Origin of the sequence: Aeromicrobium sp. REDSEA-S32_B7 (assembly GCF_001626145.1) — a bacterium.
GTDB lineage: Bacteria > Actinomycetota > Actinomycetes > Propionibacteriales > Nocardioidaceae > Aeromicrobium > Aeromicrobium erythreum.
The window spans coordinates 1-17,142 of sequence record NZ_LUNF01000035.1; the positions used below are offsets into that span (position 1 = coordinate 1).

A 17,142-nucleotide genomic window follows, 5' to 3' on the forward strand; every position below is an offset into this window, starting at 1 on the left:
GCTGGAGACCGACGCCGGCGACGTCACCATCGAGCGCATCGACGCCGAGACCTGTCTGTTCTCGATCCCGGGCGCCGCGCCGCGGCACGTCCCGCTCGGCCCGCGCACGCTGGCAGAGCTGCTCGCCGAGGACCTGCGCCGCCTCGACGCCGACGACGTCTACCACGAGACCCTCACCCACCTCCTGGAGTCCTGATGCCCGACGCCCCCGCCGCCCGCACCCTCGTCCATACCGGCGCCGACGCCCTCGCGGCGGCCGTGGCCGCCGCGCTCGCCGAGCGTGTCGCAGCCGTCCAGGCCGAGGGACGCACGCCGCACGTGGTGCTCACCGGCGGCACGATCGCCATCGCGATCTACGAGCGGCTCGACGCCGAGGCCGCCGACTGGTCCGACGTCGTCTACTGGTTCGGCGACGAGCGCTTCGTCCCGGAGGGGCACGAGGACCGCAACGACCGCCAGGCGCGCGACAGCTTCCTCGACCGGCTGTCTGTCCCGGCGTCGCAGGTGCACAGCATGCCGGCGCACGGCTGCTCGACGTCGATGGCCGAGGCGGCCGACGGGTACGGCGCGTCCCTGCCCGACGAACCCTTCGACGTCGTGCTGCTCGGCGTCGGACCCGACGGGCACGTCGCGTCGCTGTTCCCGGGCTTCGCCCAGGTGCACGAGCAGGAGCGTCGTTGCGTGGAGGTCTTCGACTCCCCCAAGCCCCCGCCGGAGCGCACGAGCCTGACCTTCCCGGCGCTCAACCACACGCGCGCCACCTGGTTCCTCGTCTCCGGCGACGGCAAGGCCGACGCGGTGGCCCGGGCGCTCGCCGCCGACGGCTCCCTGGAGGAGACCCCGGCACGCGGCGCGCACGGTCGCGACGAGACGCTCTGGTTCCTCGACGAGGACGCCGCCGGCCGGCTCTGACGCCGAGCACCACCCCCGCTGCGGGAACGACACCGCCCTCCACGCTCGGCGTGGAGGGCGATGGTGTTCCGGACCGCGGGGACGGTCAGAAGATGATCTCGCCGGACTTGCGACGCGACCGGAGCGAGTCGAGCGCCTCGGTGAGGATCACCTGCGCCTCGTCCTCGCTGCGACGCTCCTTCACGTAGGCCAGGTGCGTCTTGTAGGGCTCCGTCTTCGGGGCCGTCGGACGGTTCTCGGCGTCGTGGCTGGCCGGGAGGCCGCAGCGCGGGCAGTCCCACGACTCCGGCGGCTCCGCCTCGAGCGCGAAGTTCAGCGCCGTCTGGTGGTCGTTGGCGCAGAAGTAGGTGACCGCCTTGCGCGGCGCGGCCTCGCCACGCTCTGCCTCGCCCATCGGCCCCGAGCCGATGCGGCTGCCGCGGATCGCTCCCGCCGCCATGTCAGTTGCTCACCTTCAGCAGGAGGCCCAGCAGGATGACCGAGACCGTCCACACGACGGCGATGCCGACGGTGATGCGGTCGAGGTTGCGCTCGGCCACCGACGAGCCACCGAGGGAGCTGGAGATGCCGCCGCCGAACATGTCGGACAGACCGCCTCCGCGTCCCTTGTGCATGAGGATCAGGACGATCATGAGCAGGCTCGAGATCGTCAGCACGGACGACAACAGGATGATCACAGGTTCAGGTCTTCCATCAGGAGGGCAGGGCCGGCATGTCGTAGAACCGGGCGATGGCGGCGAACTCCTCCGCCTGGAGGCTCGCACCGCCGACCAGGGCGCCGTCCACGTCGGACTTGGCCATGATCGCGGCGATGTTGGCCGCCTTCACCGATCCGCCGTACAGGATACGCACCGCCTGCGCCGCCTCGGAAGAGCAGGTCTCGGCGATCCGGGACCGGATGGCCGCACACACCTCCTGCGCGTCCTCGGGCGTGGCCACCTCGCCGGTGCCGATGGCCCAGACGGGCTCGTAGGCGACGACGAGGCCCGCGACCTGCTCGGGCGTCAGCCCGGCGAGCGAGCCGTCGAGCTGGTCGAGCGTGTACGCGACATGGTCGCCGGCCTGGCGGACCTCCAGCCCCTCGCCCACGCAGACGATCGGCGTGATGTCGGCGGCCAGGGCCCGCGTGGCCTTGGCGTTCACCACCGCGTCGGTCTCGCCGTGGTACTCACGACGCTCGGAGTGGCCGACGACGACGTAGGAGCAGCCGAGCTTGGCGAGCATCGCTGCCGTGACCTCGCCGGTGTACGCCCCGCCGTCGTGCTCGGACACGTCCTGCGCGCCGTAGCGGATGGGCAGCCGATCGCCGTCGACGAGCGTCTGCACGCTGCGGATGTCGGTGAAGGGCGGGATGACGACGACCTCGGACCGGGCGGCGTCGTGCTTCTTGTCCTGCAGGGTCCAGGCCAGCTTCTGCACCAGGACGACGGCCTCCTGGTGGTTGAGGTTGGACTTCCAGTTGCCCGCCATGAGAGGGGTGCGTGCCATCAGGACTCCTTCTCGAGGATCTGCAGGCCGGGCAGGGTCTTGCCCTCGAGGTACTCGAGGCTCGCGCCGCCCCCGGTGGAGATGTGGCCGAACTGGTCGTCGGTGAAGCCGAGCTGGCGCACCGCCGCGGCGGAGTCGCCCCCGCCGACGACCGACAGTCCGTCGACCTCGGTGAGCGCCTGCGCGACGGCCTTCGTGCCGGCCGCGAACGCCTCGAACTCGAACACGCCCATGGGGCCGTTCCAGAAGACGGTGCGCGCGCCGCGCACGACCTCGGCGAAGCGCTCGGCGCTCTCCGGGCCGATGTCGAGGCCCATCTGGTCGTCGGGCATCGCGTCGGCGGCGACGACCGTGGCCGGGGCGTCGGCCGAGAACTCCGGCGCGACGACGACGTCGGTCGGGAGCACGAGGTCGACGCCCCGCGCGGCAGCGCGCTCGACGTACTCGCGGGCGACGTCGAGCTGGTCGGCCTCGAGCAGCGAGGAGCCGACGTCGTGGCCCTGCGCCTTGAGGAACGTGAAGACCATGCCGCCGCCGATGAGCAGGCTGTCGGCCTTCTCGATCAGGTTGTCGATGACGCCCAGCTTGTCGGAGACCTTCGACCCGCCCAGCACGACGACGTAGGGGCGCTCGGGCGACTCGGTGAGCCGCTCCAGCACCTCCACCTCGGCCTGCACGAGACCGCCGACCACGGCCGGGAGCCGCGTGGCGACGTCGTAGACGCTGGCCTGCTTGCGGTGCACGACCCCGAACCCGTCGGAGACGAACACGTCGGCCAGCGCCGCGAGCTCGTCGGCGAACGCGCCGCGGACGGCGTCGTCCTTGCTCGTCTCGCCCTCGTTGAAGCGGACGTTCTCGAGCACGGCCACCTGGCCGTCCTGCAGCGCCGCGGTGATCCGCTGCGCCTCGGTGCCGACGGTGTCGTTGGCGAACAGCACGGGCGTGCCGAGCAGCTCGGCGAGGCGCTCGGCCACGGGCTCCAGCGAGTAGGCGGGGTCCGGCGCACCCTTCGGCCGGCCGAGGTGCGCGGTGACGAGCACGCGCGCACCGGCACCGGCGAGCTTCTGGATGGTCGGGACGCTGGCGCGCACGCGGCCGTCGTCGGTGATCGTGCTGCCGTCCAGCGGCACGTTCAGGTCGCTGCGGACCAGCACCCGCGTGCCGCTGAGGTCTCCCCCGCGGCTCGCGAGCAGGTCGTCGATCGTCTGGGCCGCCACGTCAGAGAGAGGCGCCGACGTGCTTGACGAGGTCGACGAGGCGGTTGGAGTAGCCCCACTCGTTGTCGTACCAGCCGACGACCTTGACCTGGTCGCCGATGACCTTCGTCAGGCCCGAGTCGAAGATGCACGACGACGGGTCGGTGACGATGTCGGAGGAGACGATCGGGTCCTCGGTGTAGGTGAGGAAGCCCTTGAGCGCACCCTCGGAGGCCGTCTTGAGGATCTCGTTGACCTCCTCGACCGACGTCTCGCGCGACGCGGTGAAGGTGAGGTCGGTGGCCGAGCCGGTGGGCACGGGCACGCGCAGCGCGTAGCCGTCGAGCTTGCCCTTGAGCTCGGGGAGCACGAGGCTGACGGCCTTCGCGGCACCCGTGGAGGTGGGCACGATGTTGAGCGCGGCGGCGCGGGCGCGACGCAGGTCGCTGTGCGGCGCGTCCTGCAGGTTCTGGTCCTGCGTGTACGCGTGGATCGTCGTCATGAGGCCCTGCTCGATGCCGAGGGCGTCGTTGAGCGCCTTGGCCATCGGGGCGAGGCAGTTGGTGGTGCAGGAGGCGTTCGAGATGACCGTGTGCTGCGCACCGTCGTAGAGGTCGTGGTTGACGCCCATGACGATGGTGATGTCCTCGTTCTTCGCCGGGGCGGAGATGATGACCTTCTTGGCGCCGCCGTCGACGTGCGCCTTCGCCTTGGTGGCGTCGGTGAAGAAGCCGGTGGACTCGACGACGATGTCGACGCCGACCGACGCCCAGTCGAGCTTCGCGGGGTCGCGCTCGGCGAACGCGGCGATCTTCTGGTCGCCGACGGTGATCGACGTGTCGTCGTAGGACACGTCGGCGTCGAGGCGGCCGAGGATCGAGTCGTACTTGAGGAGCGTCGCGAGCGTCTTGTTGTCCGTCAGGTCGTTGACGGCGACGATCTCGATGTCGGTCCCGGCGGCACGGGCCGCCCGGAAGAAGTTGCGGCCGATGCGGCCGAAGCCGTTGATGCCCACGCGAACGGTCACGGTGAAACCTGCTCCTACTGGGGTCGGGGTGTGGTGGGCGCCAGCCTATCGAGTCGCGTCGGCTACCGGCGAGTCGCCCGCACCACGGTCGCGCCGAGGTCGTCGTCGGTGAGCACGTCGACGTGCCAGTCGGCCGGGGCGAAGCCGGCGACGGTGAGCGGCGCCTGTCGTCCGGAGGTCTCGACCAGCACCCGTCCTCCGCGGCGGACCCAGGCCCCGGCGTCTGCTGCGACGCGCCGGTGCAGCACCACGCCGTCGACGCCGCCGTCGAGCGCGGTCACGGGCTCGTGGTCGCGGGCCTCGCGCGGCAGCGTCGCGAGGTCCGCGGTCGGCACGTACGGCGCGTTCACGAGCAGCAGGTCCACACGCCCGGCCAGGTCGGCGGGCAGCGCGTCGAGCAGGTCTCCTTGGTGGACCTCTCCGACGCCGTCGAGGTTGTCGCGGGCACAAGCACAGGCCGTCGGGTCGACGTCGGCCGCGTGCAGCTCGAGGTGGGGCACCGAGCGGGAGACCGCGAGCCCCAGGGCCCCCGACCCGCAGCACAGGTCGACGACCACGGCGCGGGCCTCGCGGTCGACGACCTCGAGGGCCGCGTGGACGAGGGCGGCGGAGCGGCGCCGCGGCACGAAGACGCCCGGCCGCAGCCGTACGCGCACGCCGTCGAGCTCGGCCCAGCCGAGCACCTGCTCGAGCGGCTCGCCGGCGACCCGTCGGGCGACCATGTCGTGGAGTGGACGGCCCGCCTCGTGCTCGGCGAGCAGCAGCCGCGCCTCGTCGTCGGCGAACACGCACCCGGCGTTGCGCAGATGGGCCGCGACGGCGTCGGCGTCAGGCCTCGGGGAGCGCATCCTCGTTGACGCTCGCCTCGGTGTCGGGGATGCCGAGGTCGGACGCGCGCTTGTCGGCCATGGCCAGGAGGCGGCGGATACGACCCGCGATCGCGTCCTTCGTGAGCGGGGGCTCGTGCAGGGCACCGAGCTCCTCGAGGCTGGCCTGCCGGTGCTCGACGCGCAGGTCGCCGGCCATCCGCAGGTGGTCCGGGACGTCCTCGCCGAGGATCTCCAGCGCGCGCTGTGCCCGGGCTCCGGCGGCGACCGCCGCGCGGGCCGAGCGACGCAGGTTGGCGTCGTCGAAGTTCGCGAGCCGGTTGGCGGTGGCACGCACTTCGCGGCGCATGCGGCGCTCCTCCCACGCCAGCAGCGTCTCGTGCGCCCCGAGGCGGGTCAGGAGCGCACCGATGGCCTCGCCGTCGCGGATGACGACGCGGTCGCCACCGCGCACCTCACGCGCCTTGGCGCTGATGCCGAGCCGGCGTGCGGCGCCCACGAGCGCCAGCGCCGCCTCGGGACCGGGGCAGCTCACCTCGAGCGCCGACGAGCGGCCGGGCTCGGTGAGCGAGCCGTGCGCGAGGAACGTGCCGCGCCAGGCGGCGACGGAGTCGCACGACGCACCGGAGACGATCTGCGGCGGCAGCCCGCGGACGGGGCGACCGCTCGCGTCGATGAGGCCGGTCTGGCGGGCGAGCGCCTCACCGTCCTTGGCCACCCGCACCACGTAGTGCGTGCCCTTGCGCAGGTTGGTGCCCTGGACGACGAGGATCTCGCTCGCGTGCCCGTAGACCTCCTGGATGTCGCGGCGCAGACGCCGCGCGACGGCGCCGGTGTCGAGCTCGGCCTCCACCACGATGCGACCCGCCACGATGTGCAGACCGCCGGCGAAGCGCAGCATCGAGGCGACCTCCGCCTTGCGGCAGCACGCCTTCGTCACCGTGGTGCTCGCGAGCTCCGACTTGACCTGAGCCGTCATGGCCATGCGGGCGTCCTCCAACGTCGTCGCGTGCAGTCAGACCCTCACTGTATGCCCGCGCGCAAGAACCCTTCGAAGGCCCGGGCCAGCCGGGCGGGGTCGTGCTGGTCGGCGCCCCGGGCGACCGCGACGTCGGCCGCCACGACGCGTGCGCCGAGCGACTGCGCGGCCCGCTCGAGCACGCCTGCGTCGTCGACGAGCGAGTGGTCGGCGAGGACGACGTCGAGCCGTAGGTCGGGGGCGTGCGCGGCGAGCACCTCGAGGTGGTCGGTCGGCGAGAGCCCCTCGGTCTCGCCCTCCTGCTCGCTGAGGTTGAGCACGAGCGCGCGGCGCGCCGACGTGCGCTCGAGCGCGTCGCGCAGCTGCGGCACCAGCAGGTTCGGCATGACCGAGGTGAACCACGAGCCGGGGCCGACGACGACCCAGTCGGCCGCCTCCACGGCCTCGACGGCCTCGGGACACGCCGGCGGGTCCTCCGGGTCGAGCCGGACGCTCACCACCTGCCCGTCGACGGACGCGACCTGCGCCTGGCCGCGCACCACGGTGAGCCGGTCGGGGTCTGCGCGCAGGTGCACGTCGGCCTCGATGTGCAGCGGGACGGCGGCCATGGGGAGCACCCGGCCCCGCGCGCCGAGGAGGTCGCCGACGAGGTCGAGCCCGGCGACGTGGTCGTCGAGGATCCCCCAGATCGCCGCGATGAGCAGGTTGCCGACGGCGTGCTGGTCGAGCGGGCCGTCGCTGCTGAAGCGGTGCTGCAGGACCGTGGCCCACTGCCGGCCCCACTGGTCGTCGGCGCACAGGGCGGCGAGCGCCATCCGCAGGTCGCCGGGCGGCAGCACCCCGAGCTCCTCGCGCAGCCGGCCGGAGGAGCCGCCGTTGTCGGCGACGGTGACGATGCCGGTGAGCTGGGTGTCGAGCAGACGCAGCGCGGACAGGCTCGCGGCCAGCCCGTGCCCGCCGCCGAGGGCGACGACCCGGACGCCGCCGCGAGGTGCCGTCGGCGGGGTGGTCACTCGCGCCCCAGGTCGCGGTGGACGACGAGCGTGCGCACACCGTGGCCGCGCAGCCGCTCGGCGAACGCCTCGGACATGGCGACGCTGCGGTGACGTCCGCCGGTGCAGCCGATCGCGATGGTCAGGAAGCGCTTGTCCTCGTGCAGGAACCCGTCGGTGAGCATGTCGACGAGGTTCTCGTAGGAGTCGAGGAACTCCTCGGCCTTCGGCTGGCTGAGCACGTACTCGCTGACCGGGGCGTCGAGGCCGCTCATCGGCCGGAGCTCCTCGACCCAGTACGGGTTGGGCAGGAAGCGCATGTCGGCGACCATGTCGGCGTCGATGGGGATGCCGTACTTGAAGCCGAACGACATCACCGACGCCCGCAGCCCCAGGGCACCGGGCTCCTCGAACGCGGCCTGGACCCGCCGGGCGAGGTGGTGGATGTTGAGCCGCGTCGTGTCGATGACGATGTCGGCGCGACCGCGGACCGTGCGCAGCAGCTCGCGCTCGCGGTTGAAGCCGTCGAGCAGCCGTCCCTCCATGCTGAGCGGGTGCGGTCGGCGCGCGGCCTCCTGACGGCGGACGAGGACCTCGTCGGCGGCCTCGAGGTAGAGCACGCGCGCCCGGATGCCGCGCTCGCGCAGCGACTCGAGCGCGTCGGTGAGGCCACCGAAGAACGCACCGGAGCGGGAGTCGACGACGACGGCCAGACGCGGGACGTCGGCGCCCTGGACGGCGTCGACGGCCTCCTCGATCATCGCGGCGGGCAGGTTGTCGATGACGTAGTAGCCGAGCTTCTCGAGCGCCTTCGCGGCGGTGCCGCGACCCGCACCGGTCATGCCGGTGACGACGACGAAGGTGGTCAGCGGGGTCATCGGTCCTCCACGATCTCCCCCGTCGCGGTGTCGACGGTGGGCCCGGGCGTGTCGGCGGCGAGTGCCGCCACGACGGATTCTGCCGTAGCGCGTCCGAACCCGGGCACGGCCGCCACCTCCTCGACGCTCGCGGCGCGGATCTTGCGGACCGACCCGAACGCCGCCATGAGGGCCTTGCGCCGGCTCGGCCCGAGCCCCGGGACGTCGTCGAGCGCGCTGCCGGTCATGGCCTTCGCACGACGCTGCCGGTGGTGGGTGATCGCGAAGCGGTGCGCCTCGTCGCGCACGCGCTGCAGGAGGTAGAGCGCCTCACTGGTGCGCGGGAAGATGACGGGGTCGACGTCCTGCGGCACCCACACCTCCTCCAGCCGCTTCGCGAGCCCGCACAGGGCGACGTCGGTGATGCCGAGCTCGTCCATGGCCGCCTGGGCCGCCGCGACCTGCGGCGGGCCGCCGTCGACGACGACCAGCCCGGGCGCGTACGCGAACTTGCGCGGCAGCCCGGTCTCGGGGTCGATGCCGGGCACCTCGTCGCCCTCCTTGCGCGCCTTCAGCAGCCGCTGGAAGCGTCGGGTGATGACCTCGTGCATGGCGGCGACGTCGCTCTGGCCCTCGTGACGGATGGTGAAGCGGCGGTACTCGCCCTTGCGCGGCAGACCGTCCTCGAAGACCACCATGGAGGCGACGATCTCGGTGCCCTGCAGGTTGGACACGTCGTAGCACTCGATGCGCAGCGGCGCGGTGGGCAGGTCGAGGTACTCCTGGATCTCCTCGAGCGCCTTGCTCCGCGCGGTGAGGTCGCCGGCGCGCTTGAGCTTGTGCCGGGCCATGACCTGCTGCGCGTTCTGCTCGACGGTCTCGAGCAGGCGCTTCTTGTCGCCGCGCTGCGGCACCCGGATCCGCACCGGACCGCCGCGCAGCTCGGTGAGCAGCTCGGTGACGGCGTCGACGTCGGCGGGCAGCTCGGGCACGAGCACCTGGCGCGGGATGGCCTCGGTGGTGGTGTTCTCGTACAGGGTCATGACGGCGCGCTGCACGAGCTCGGGGAAGTCGGCGTCGTCGGCCTTGTCGGCGACCCACCCGCGCTGGCCGCGGATGCGTCCGCCACGGACGGAGAAGATCTGCACGGCCACCTCGAGGGGGTCGTCGACGAAGCCGAGCACGTCGGCGTCGGTGCCGTCGCCGAGCACGACCGTCTGCTTCTCGAGCGCCCGACGGAGAGCCCCGAGGTCGTCGCGGTACTTCGCGGCCAGCTCGTACTCCTGCTGCTCCGCGGCGTGGCGCATCTTCTGTTCGATGCCCTTGACGAAGCCGGAGGTCTGCCCGCCCATGAACGCCATGAAGTCGTCGACGATGTCGCGGTGCTCCTCGGGCGTGACCCGTCCGACGCACGGCGCGGCGCACTTGCCGATGTCGCCGAGGAGGCAGGGACGCCCGATGCCCTGCGCGCGGCGGTAGACGCCGGCCGAGCAGGAGCGCATCGGGAAAACGCGCAGCAGCGTGTCGACGGTGTCGCGGATGGCCCAGGCGTGGCCGTAGGGGCCGAAGTAGCGCACGCCCTTGCGCTGCGCACCGCGCATGACCTGCACGCGCGGCACCTCCTCGCCGACCGTGACCGCGAGCCACGGGTAGCTCTTGTCGTCGCGGTACTTGACGTTGAACCGCGGGTCGAACTCCTTGATCCACGTGTACTCGAGCTGCAGCGCCTCGACCTCGGTGGTGACCACGGTCCAGTCGACCGACGCGGCCGTGGTGACCATGCGCGCGGTGCGCTCGTGCAGGCCCGCGACGTCCTGGAAGTAGGAGTTGAGCCGGGCGCGGAGGGACTTCGCCTTCCCGACGTAGATCACCCTCCCCTGCGCGTCCCGGAACCGGTACACCCCGGGCTCGACGGGAATCTCCCCCGGAGCCGGCCGATAGGTCGCTGGATCCGCCACTCCCCCACCCTACGAGCCCCCACCGACACCCTCGACGGAGATTCCCAGGTCGACCTGGGAATCTGCGACGGAGCACGGGAATCTCAACGAAGCACGGCTTGCTCCCCGTGCTTCGCTGAGATTCCCGTGCTTCGTGCCGGCCGTCCACACCGGGTTCAGCGGATGGTCGCTGTCGTCCACAGGGCTGAGAAGCGGCGTTCCGACTTCCCCGAGCAGACGCCAGGCTCGGAGGCATGAACGAGGTCGAGCACGCCGCGAGAGAACGAGGAGGGTTCGTGCTCCGATCGGACCTTCTCGCTCTGGGGTGGAGCGACCAGAGCATCGCGGCGCACCTGATGGCAGGTGTGTTGACACGAATCCGGGTCGGGACCTACGCCCTCCCGCACTTCCTCGCGTCCCTCGACCGGGAGCAGCGTCACCTGCTCCTCGCCCGCAGTGTGCTGGCGAAGTTCGCGCCAGGGAGCATGGCATTGTCGCACCACAGTGCAGCGATCGCGCACGGCATGGCCACGTGGGCGGTCGACCTGCAAGTCGTCCACGTGATGAGGCTCGATCCGGGTTCGGCACGGTCGGAGTCGGGAGTGCACCACCATCGAAGGCTCGACGGCGTTGAGGTCGTCGAGACTCTCTCTGGTCTTCCCGCGGTGCGAGCCGACCACGCTGCGTTTCAGGTGGCGTGCGGTCAGGACGTCCGGCGCGCGCTCGTCGTCATGGACTCGGCGCTGCACCTGGGCCTGGCCGAACGCGCAGCGCTCCAGGAGGCCACCGGACGCTTCCGGGGATGGCAGGGGTCACGGCTGGCTCGACTCGTCGTGCGTCGGGCGGACCCCGGAGCCCACACAGCGGCCGAGTCGCTGCTCCGGCAGGTGTGCTTCGAGGCCGGACTACCGATACCGGTCACGCAGTTCCCTGTCGCCGACGATCGCGGGGAGGTCTTCGCCTGGACCGACGTCGGATGGCCGGAGCATCGTCACGTCGGCGAGGTCGACGGTCGGCGCAAGTACTGGCGCGACCTTCGGCCGGGTGAGGATGCGAGCGACGTCGTCGTGCGCGAGAAGCACCGGGAGGACCGCATCCGACGCCGTGACTTCGGCGTCTCTCGTGCCACCTTCTCGGAGGTGACGCCGAAGCACGCAGGGGCCACGGGGCGACGCATCGCCCACGAGCTCGAGCAGTCCGACCGCATCTATCGCCGCCGTCGCCGCCACATCGCGTGACCGAAGCGTAGAGATCTCAGCGGCGCACGGAAACCTCTCCGTGCGCCGCTGAGTTTCCCGTGCTCGGCGGAGATTCCCAGGTCGACCTGGGAATCTCCGCTCCGGTCAGGTGAGGAGGGGGGCGAGGAAGCGGCCGGTGTGGGAGGCCTCGACGGTGGCGACGTGCTCGGGGGTGCCCTCGGCGAGGAGGGTGCCGCCGCCGGAGCCGCCCTCGGGGCCCATGTCGATGAGCCAGTCGGCCGTCTTGATGACGTCGAGGTTGTGCTCGATGACGACGACCGAGTTGCCGGAGTCGACGAGACGGCCGAGGACGAGCAGCAGCTTGCGGATGTCCTCGAAGTGCAGGCCCGTCGTCGGCTCGTCGAGCACGTAGAGGGTCCGGCCGGTCGAGCGCTTCTGCAGCTCCGACGCGAGCTTGACGCGCTGCGCCTCGCCGCCGGAGAGCGTCGGCGCGCTCTGGCCGAGGCGGACGTAGCCGAGCCCGACGTCGACCAGCGTGCGCAGGTGACGGGCGATCGCGGGGATGGCCTCGAAGAACTCGACGGCCTCCTCGATCGGCATGTCGAGCACCTCGGCGATGGTGCGACCCTTGTAGCGCACCTCGAGCGTCTCGCGGTTGTAGCGCGCTCCGTGGCAGACCTCGCACGGCACGTACACGTCGGGCAGGAAGTTCATCTCGATCTTGATCGTGCCGTCGCCGGAGCACGCCTCGCAGCGACCGCCCTTGACGTTGAAGGAGAAGCGACCCTGCTGGTAGCCGCGCATCTTCGCCTCGGGCGTCTGCGCGAACAGCTTGCGGACGTGGTCGAACACGCCCGTGTAGGTGGCCGGGTTCGACCGCGGGGTCCGACCGATCGGCGACTGGTCGACGTGGATGATCTTGTCGACGTTGTCGGCGCCGCTGATGGTCCGGTGCCGTCCGGGGATGGTGCGCGCGCCGTAGATCTGACGGGCGAGCGATGTGTAGAGAATGTCGTTGACGAGCGTCGACTTGCCCGAGCCCGACACGCCCGTGACCGCCACCAGCTGGCCGAGCGGGAACGTGACGTCGATGTCGCGCAGGTTGTTCTCGCGGGCGCCGTGGATCGTGATCTCGCGACCCTTCTCGCGCGGACGCCGGACCTCGGGCACCGGGATCGACTGCCGGCCGGAGAGGTACTGCCCGGTGACGGAGTCCTTGCTCTTCAGCAGCTGCTTGACCGGCCCGGACACGATGACCTGGCCGCCGTGCTCGCCGGCGCCGGGTCCGATGTCGACGGCCCAGTCGGCTGCCTTGATGGTGTCCTCGTCGTGCTCGACGACGATGAGCGTGTTGCCCATGTCGCGCAGTCGGACGAGGGTCTCGATGAGCCGGTGGTTGTCGCGCTGGTGCAGCCCGATCGACGGCTCGTCGAGGACGTAGAGGACGCCGACGAGTCCGGCACCGATCTGCGTCGCGAGCCGGATGCGCTGCGCCTCGCCGCCGGACAGCGAGCCCGCCGCGCGGTCGAGGCTGAGGTAGTCGAGGCCGACGTCGAGCAGGAACCGCAGCCGCTCGTGGATCTCCTTGAGCACCCGCTCGCCGATCTGGCGCTCGCGGTCGGTCATCTCGAGGCCCTTGAGGTACTCGGCCGCCTCGGCAATGGAGAGGTTGCTGACCTCGGCGATGTTCTTCGGGCCGAGCTCGGGGTGGTTGATGAGGACGGCGCGGATGACGGGCTTGAGCCGGCTGCCGCCGCACTCGCCGCACGGCACCTCGCGCATGAAGCCCTCGAGGCGCTCGCGGTTGGTCTCGGACTCGGTCTCGGCGTAGCGACGCTCGATGAACGCGATGGCACCCTCGAACGCCGTGTAGTACGACCGCTGCCGGCCGTACCGGTTCTTGTAGGTGACGTGCACCTTGTCGGGGTGGCCGTGCATGAGCACGTCCTGCGCCTTCTTGGGCAGCTTCCCGTAGGGGGTGTCGGTGGAGAAGCCCATCTCCTGGGCGAGCGCCTGCGTGATCCGCAGGAAGTACTCGGAGACCTGGTTGTAGCTCCAGGGCGCGATGGCGCCGTCGCTGATCGACTTCGTCGGGTCGGGCACGACGAGCTCGGGGTCGACCTCCATCCGGGTGCCGAGGCCGTGGCACTCGGGGCACGCGCCGAAGGGGGCGTTGAAGGAGAACGAGCGCGGTTCGAGCTCGTCGACGGCGAGGGGGTGGTCGTTGGGGCACGCGAGCTTCTCGGAGAAGCGACGCACGCGGTTCGGGTCGTCGTCGTCGAGGTCGACGAAGTCGGCGAGCACGAGACCGTCGGCGATGCCGAGCGCCGTCTCGACGGACTCCGTGAGCCGCTGCTGCATCGACTCCTTGACCTGCAGCCGGTCGACGACGACGTCGATCGTGTGCTTCTTCTGCTTGGCGAGCTTCGGCGGCTCGTCGGCGAGGTTGTGCACCTGGCCGTCGACGAGCGCCCGGCTGAAGCCCTGCTGCTGCAGCTGCTTGAACAGCTCGAGGTACTCACCCTTGCGACCGCGGATGACGGGCGCGAGCACCTGGAACCGGGCACCCTCGGGCATCGCGAGGATGCGGTCGACGATCTGCTGGGGCGTCTGGCGGGAGATCGGCTCGCCGCACTCGGGGCAGTGGAGACCCTCGATGAAGTCGACGTCGGGCTTGTCCATCTGCCCGAGGAACTGGCGCGCGTACGCCGACAGCGACTCGACGTAGCGTCGCTGCCCCTCGGCGAAGATCGTGTCGAAGGCGAGCGACGACTTGCCCGACCCGGACAGGCCGGTGAAGACGATGAGGGCGTCGCGCGGGAGGTCGAGGGAGACGTCCTTGAGGTTGTGCTCGCGGGCGCCGCGCACGACGATGCGGTCCGACGTCACGAGCGTCCCTCCAGGGCTACGAAGACAGGAGTATGCATACGTGCTCGACCCTAGTCGCGACCGCCGACAGAAACACCTCGGGCGACGGTGACCTCACCCACGGCCCCGGCGCCGCGCCTCAGGGGGCGGTGCTCATCTGTGCCGCGGAGCTCAGGATGCCCAGCACCACGAGGACGAGCAGCACGATGCCGCTCACGAACAGCACGCCGCCCCGCTCACCGGCGCTCTCCCGCTTGCGACGCTGGCCGACGACGATCATCACGATCGGCACGGCCAGCACGATGGCGAAGCCGATCAGTCGTCCTGCGAGCTCTGCACCGTTCATCGTCCGCTCCCCTGCTCCCCGACCGGGCCGCTCCCGTCCGCCTAGGATCAGCATCATGACGTACACGGGTGAGGTCGAGGTCGGCGGTCCCGCCGACGTGCAGTCCGCGGGCGACCTGCGGATCACGAAGCTGGCGGTCGGCGAGATGAGCAACAACGCGTACCTACTGCGCTGCGAGCTCACGGGCGAGCAGGTGCTCGTCGACGCCGCGGCCGAGCCCGACCGGCTCCTCGAGCTCGTGGGCGACACCGGACTGGCGCGGATCGTCACCACCCACCGTCACCACGACCACTGGGGCGCCCTCGCGGCGCTGCAGAAGGCCACGGGGGCCGAGACCGTGGCGGGCGAGCGGGACGCGGAGGGCATCGACGTCGCGTCGGACCGCACCGTCGCGACCGGCGCGCGCGTGCGGGTCGGGTCGTGCGAGCTCGAGGTGATCGAGGTCGTCGGCCACACGCCCGGCTCGATCGTGCTCGCCTACGACGACCCCGACGGCGTGGTGCACCTTTTCGTCGGCGACGACCTGTTCCCCGGTGGCGTCGGCAAGACGTGGTCACCGGAGGACTTCACCACCCTGATCGGAGAGGTCGAGACGAAGCTGTTCGACCGCTTCCCTGACGACACGCACGTCTACCCCGGCCACGGGAACGACACGACGCTGGGCGCCGAGCGCCCGCACCTGCCGGAGTGGCGCGAGCGCGGCTGGTGACTGCGCAGATGGTGACGGGCCGGGCCGCGGCGCCCGGTGACCTGCGGAACCGCGCGAGGCTGCCTACGCTGCGAGCGTGAGATCGTCCGCCGTCGCCGCCGCCGTCCTGGCGCTGACGGCCGGCTGCACCGGGGGCGGGGGCGACGACGGGACAGCCCAGCGGGCGTTCGACCAGACGTGCAGCCTGGTGCGCTCGGGCGTGGCCGCGTTCAACGAGAACGACTTCCCCGAGACCATCGAGCGGTTCCAGGCGGCGCTCGACCCTGCGCGGCGCCTCGCCGACGCGACGGACGACCCGCGGGCCGACGAGCTTCTCGAGGCCGTCGAGTACTACGCCGCGCTGCCGGCTGACGAGTACCGCAAGGCGTTCGAGTCGTCCCCGGACTTCAAGCGCCACCAGGCCACGACCCTCGGCCAGTGCGGCGACGCGCAGCCGGAGGACTCCCCCGACCAGGAGTCGCAGACCTGACCGACGTGGTCAGAAGGTGACGGGAAGCTCGTCGACGCCGTAGACGAACGACAGCTGACGGAACGACAGCTCCGACTCCGGCACCGCCAGCGCGAGGTCGGGGAAGCGGCGCAGCAGCCGCGGGAACACGGTGCGCAGCTCCATCCGGGCGAGCTCGGCACCGATGCAGCGGTGGATGCCGTGACCGAACGCGAGGTGCCCGCTGCGCGGCACCCGGAAAGGGTCGAAGTCCTCGGGCTTCTCCCCCGCGGCCGCGGCGTCACGGTTCGCGCCGCTCAGCGACGCGAGCAGCACGTCGCCCTTGCGGATGCGCTGGCCGAACAGCGTCATGTCCTCCTTGGCGAAGCGCGGGAACGCCACCTGGACGACGGAGAGGTAGCGCAGCAGCTCCTCCACGACAAGGTCGACGTCCTGCGACGTCCCGTTGCGCACGAGGTTGGCGTGCTTCTCCTCGCGCATGAGGACGATCGTGCCGAGCGCGATCATGCCGGCGGTGGTCTCGAAGCCGCCCGTGAACACGCCGTCGGCGAGCCCGGCGAGGTCGACGTCGCTGATGGCGTCGCCCTCGTCGCGGATGATCTGCCCGATCAGGCCCGGCCCCGGGTCACGACGCTGCCGCGCGACGGCGTCGAACAGGAACTCGCGCTGGGCCGACACCGCGCCGAACGCTGCTGCCGCACCGTTGGTCGCGTCGAACCGTGCGCTGCCGAGCGCGGCGAACGCCTCGCGGTCGTCGTAGTCGAGACCGAGCAGCTCGCAGATCGTCTGGAACGGGACGGGGAACGCGAGGTGCTTCGCGAGGTCCCCGGGCGAGCCCGACGCCTCGAAGGCGTCGAGCGCGTCGTCGACGATCCGCTCGACGGCAGGGCCGAGCCGGGCGAGCCGACGCATCGTGAACTCGGGCGTCACGATCTTGCGCAGCCGCGTGTGCAGCGGAGGGTCGGTGAAGCCCAGCCCGCCGATGTCGTCGGAGGTGGCCGGACCGTCGCCGTGGAAGAGGTGGCGGATGTCGTTGGAGTAGCTGTCGCGGTCGGTCAGGACGGTGCGGGTCTCGTCGTACCCGGACACTAGGTAGGCGTTGAACGAGAACGGCAGCGACAGCTTGTGCAGACGCTCCTGGCCGCGGATCTCGGCCAGCCGCGGGACCGGGTCGGTGCCGTGGCGCTGCAGCGGCACCTTGGTCGCCTCGGGGATGAAGGAGATGCGCGAGAGGTCGATCCCCTTGCGTCGTACCCGCCGCATGACGAGCGAACCGGCCCAGGACGTCAGCCGTCCGCGTACGTCGATCACGTAACGAAGGTACTACTGGTGTTGCATCTGACAGGCAGGCGGAGCA

The 17,142-nt window shown here is 71.3% G+C and carries 18 protein-coding genes and 1 pseudogene; 6 read left to right on the plus strand and 13 right to left on the minus strand.

Going from position 1 to position 17,142, the window contains the following annotated elements; translation table 11 throughout:
- The coding region (locus A6Q79_RS02355; RefSeq protein ID WP_317695936.1) for an OpcA/G6PD domain-containing protein at window positions 1–196 on the plus strand (196 nt) is incomplete at its 5' end.
- On the plus strand, window positions 196–912 hold the full coding sequence (gene pgl, locus A6Q79_RS02360; protein WP_067857681.1) for a 6-phosphogluconolactonase: 717 nt from the start codon (window positions 196–198) through the stop codon (window positions 910–912). The genes A6Q79_RS02355 and pgl, both read left to right, overlap by 1 nt.
- 85 nt (window positions 913–997) lie before the next feature.
- Here the strand turns inward: pgl and A6Q79_RS02365 are convergent, their stop codons facing one another.
- From A6Q79_RS02365 to uvrC, 10 genes are all read right to left on the minus strand, one after another.
- Window positions 998–1,351, minus strand: coding sequence for an RNA polymerase-binding protein RbpA (locus A6Q79_RS02365; RefSeq protein ID WP_067857684.1), 354 nt, complete (start codon window positions 1,349–1,351; stop codon window positions 998–1,000).
- Window position 1,352: 1 nt separating this feature from the next.
- Complete coding sequence (gene secG / locus A6Q79_RS02370; protein ID WP_067857686.1) at window positions 1,353–1,589, minus strand: preprotein translocase subunit SecG; 237 nt, start codon at window positions 1,587–1,589, stop codon at window positions 1,353–1,355.
- 16 nt (window positions 1,590–1,605) lie between these two features.
- A complete protein-coding gene (gene tpiA, locus A6Q79_RS02375) occupies window positions 1,606–2,400 on the minus strand; it encodes a triose-phosphate isomerase (RefSeq protein ID WP_067857689.1) in 795 nt (264 codons plus the stop codon).
- The gene (gene pgk, locus A6Q79_RS02380; protein WP_067857693.1) at window positions 2,400–3,617 is read right to left on the minus strand and encodes a phosphoglycerate kinase; all 1,218 of its coding nucleotides are present in this window, start codon (window positions 3,615–3,617) and stop codon (window positions 2,400–2,402) included. The genes tpiA and pgk overlap by 1 nt, the downstream gene beginning before the upstream one ends.
- A gap of 1 nt (window position 3,618) precedes the next feature.
- Window positions 3,619–4,623 (minus strand): type I glyceraldehyde-3-phosphate dehydrogenase, encoded by a 1,005-nt coding sequence (gap, locus tag A6Q79_RS02385; RefSeq protein ID WP_067857696.1) that lies wholly within the window; start codon window positions 4,621–4,623, stop codon window positions 3,619–3,621.
- A gap of 62 nt (window positions 4,624–4,685) precedes the next feature.
- Window positions 4,686–5,471, minus strand: a complete 786-nt coding sequence (locus tag A6Q79_RS02390) for a putative protein N(5)-glutamine methyltransferase (protein WP_286689754.1) — start codon at window positions 5,469–5,471, stop codon at window positions 4,686–4,688.
- The gene (gene whiA / locus A6Q79_RS02395) at window positions 5,452–6,435 is read right to left on the minus strand and encodes a DNA-binding protein WhiA (protein WP_067857702.1); all 984 of its coding nucleotides are present in this window, start codon (window positions 6,433–6,435) and stop codon (window positions 5,452–5,454) included. The genes A6Q79_RS02390 and whiA overlap by 20 nt, the downstream gene beginning before the upstream one ends.
- 38 nt (window positions 6,436–6,473) lie before the next feature.
- Entirely contained in the window at window positions 6,474–7,442 is a 969-nt protein-coding gene (gene yvcK / locus A6Q79_RS02400) for a uridine diphosphate-N-acetylglucosamine-binding protein YvcK (RefSeq protein WP_286689753.1), read from the minus strand.
- Complete coding sequence (gene rapZ / locus A6Q79_RS02405; RefSeq protein WP_067857711.1) at window positions 7,439–8,299, minus strand: RNase adapter RapZ; 861 nt, start codon at window positions 8,297–8,299, stop codon at window positions 7,439–7,441. The genes yvcK and rapZ overlap by 4 nt, the downstream gene beginning before the upstream one ends.
- Entirely contained in the window at window positions 8,296–10,236 is a 1,941-nt protein-coding gene (gene uvrC / locus A6Q79_RS02410; RefSeq protein WP_067857716.1) for an excinuclease ABC subunit UvrC, read from the minus strand. The genes rapZ and uvrC overlap by 4 nt, the downstream gene beginning before the upstream one ends.
- 233 nt (window positions 10,237–10,469) lie before the next feature.
- Here uvrC and A6Q79_RS18535 point away from each other — a divergent pair.
- Window positions 10,470–10,559, plus strand: a pseudogene (locus A6Q79_RS18535) (hypothetical protein); the annotation flags it as partial.
- Between the two features lie 348 nt (window positions 10,560–10,907).
- Window positions 10,908–11,453: a hypothetical protein gene (locus tag A6Q79_RS02420; RefSeq protein ID WP_286689751.1), complete on the plus strand. Its 546-nt coding sequence runs from the start codon at window positions 10,908–10,910 to the stop codon at window positions 11,451–11,453.
- A 105-nt stretch (window positions 11,454–11,558) separates the two neighbouring features.
- On the opposite strand, the gene uvrA is transcribed toward A6Q79_RS02420, so the two are convergent.
- On the minus strand, window positions 11,559–14,303 hold the full coding sequence (gene uvrA / locus A6Q79_RS02425) for an excinuclease ABC subunit UvrA (RefSeq protein ID WP_317695953.1): 2,745 nt from the start codon (window positions 14,301–14,303) through the stop codon (window positions 11,559–11,561).
- Window positions 14,304–14,421: 118 nt separating this feature from the next.
- Window positions 14,422–14,628: a hypothetical protein gene (locus A6Q79_RS02430; protein WP_067857726.1), complete on the minus strand. Its 207-nt coding sequence runs from the start codon at window positions 14,626–14,628 to the stop codon at window positions 14,422–14,424.
- 55 nt (window positions 14,629–14,683) lie between these two features.
- Between A6Q79_RS02430 and A6Q79_RS02435 the strand changes: the two genes are divergently transcribed.
- Both A6Q79_RS02435 and A6Q79_RS02440 read left to right on the plus strand, forming a co-directional pair.
- A complete protein-coding gene (locus A6Q79_RS02435; protein WP_286689750.1) occupies window positions 14,684–15,337 on the plus strand; it encodes an MBL fold metallo-hydrolase in 654 nt (217 codons plus the stop codon).
- Between the two features lie 76 nt (window positions 15,338–15,413).
- Window positions 15,414–15,806 (plus strand): hypothetical protein, encoded by a 393-nt coding sequence (locus A6Q79_RS02440; RefSeq protein WP_286689749.1) that lies wholly within the window; start codon window positions 15,414–15,416, stop codon window positions 15,804–15,806.
- A 9-nt stretch (window positions 15,807–15,815) separates the two neighbouring features.
- Here A6Q79_RS02440 and A6Q79_RS02445 read toward each other — a convergent pair whose 3' ends face one another.
- Entirely contained in the window at window positions 15,816–17,096 is a 1,281-nt protein-coding gene (locus A6Q79_RS02445; RefSeq protein ID WP_236749706.1) for a cytochrome P450, read from the minus strand.
- Window positions 17,097–17,142: the final 46 nt, after the last annotated feature.

Excerpts from the sequence above, each read along its gene's own strand:
- A6Q79_RS02390 (WP_286689754.1), bottom strand. The coding sequence starts at position 5,471 with ATGCGCTCCCCGAGGCCTGACGCCGACGCCGTCGCGGCCCATCTGCGC.
- rapZ (WP_067857711.1), bottom strand. The coding sequence starts at position 8,299 with ATGACCCCGCTGACCACCTTCGTCGTCGTCACCGGCATGACCGGTGCG.
- whiA (WP_067857702.1), bottom strand. The coding sequence starts at position 6,435 with ATGGCCATGACGGCTCAGGTCAAGTCGGAGCTCGCGAGCACCACGGTG.
- pgl (WP_067857681.1), top strand. The coding sequence starts at position 196 with ATGCCCGACGCCCCCGCCGCCCGCACCCTCGTCCATACCGGCGCCGAC.
- A6Q79_RS02435 (WP_286689750.1), top strand. The coding sequence starts at position 14,684 with ATGACGTACACGGGTGAGGTCGAGGTCGGCGGTCCCGCCGACGTGCAG.
- A6Q79_RS02365 (WP_067857684.1), bottom strand. The coding sequence starts at position 1,351 with ATGGCGGCGGGAGCGATCCGCGGCAGCCGCATCGGCTCGGGGCCGATG.
- tpiA (WP_067857689.1), bottom strand. The coding sequence starts at position 2,400 with ATGGCACGCACCCCTCTCATGGCGGGCAACTGGAAGTCCAACCTCAAC.
- A6Q79_RS02430 (WP_067857726.1), bottom strand. The coding sequence starts at position 14,628 with ATGAACGGTGCAGAGCTCGCAGGACGACTGATCGGCTTCGCCATCGTG.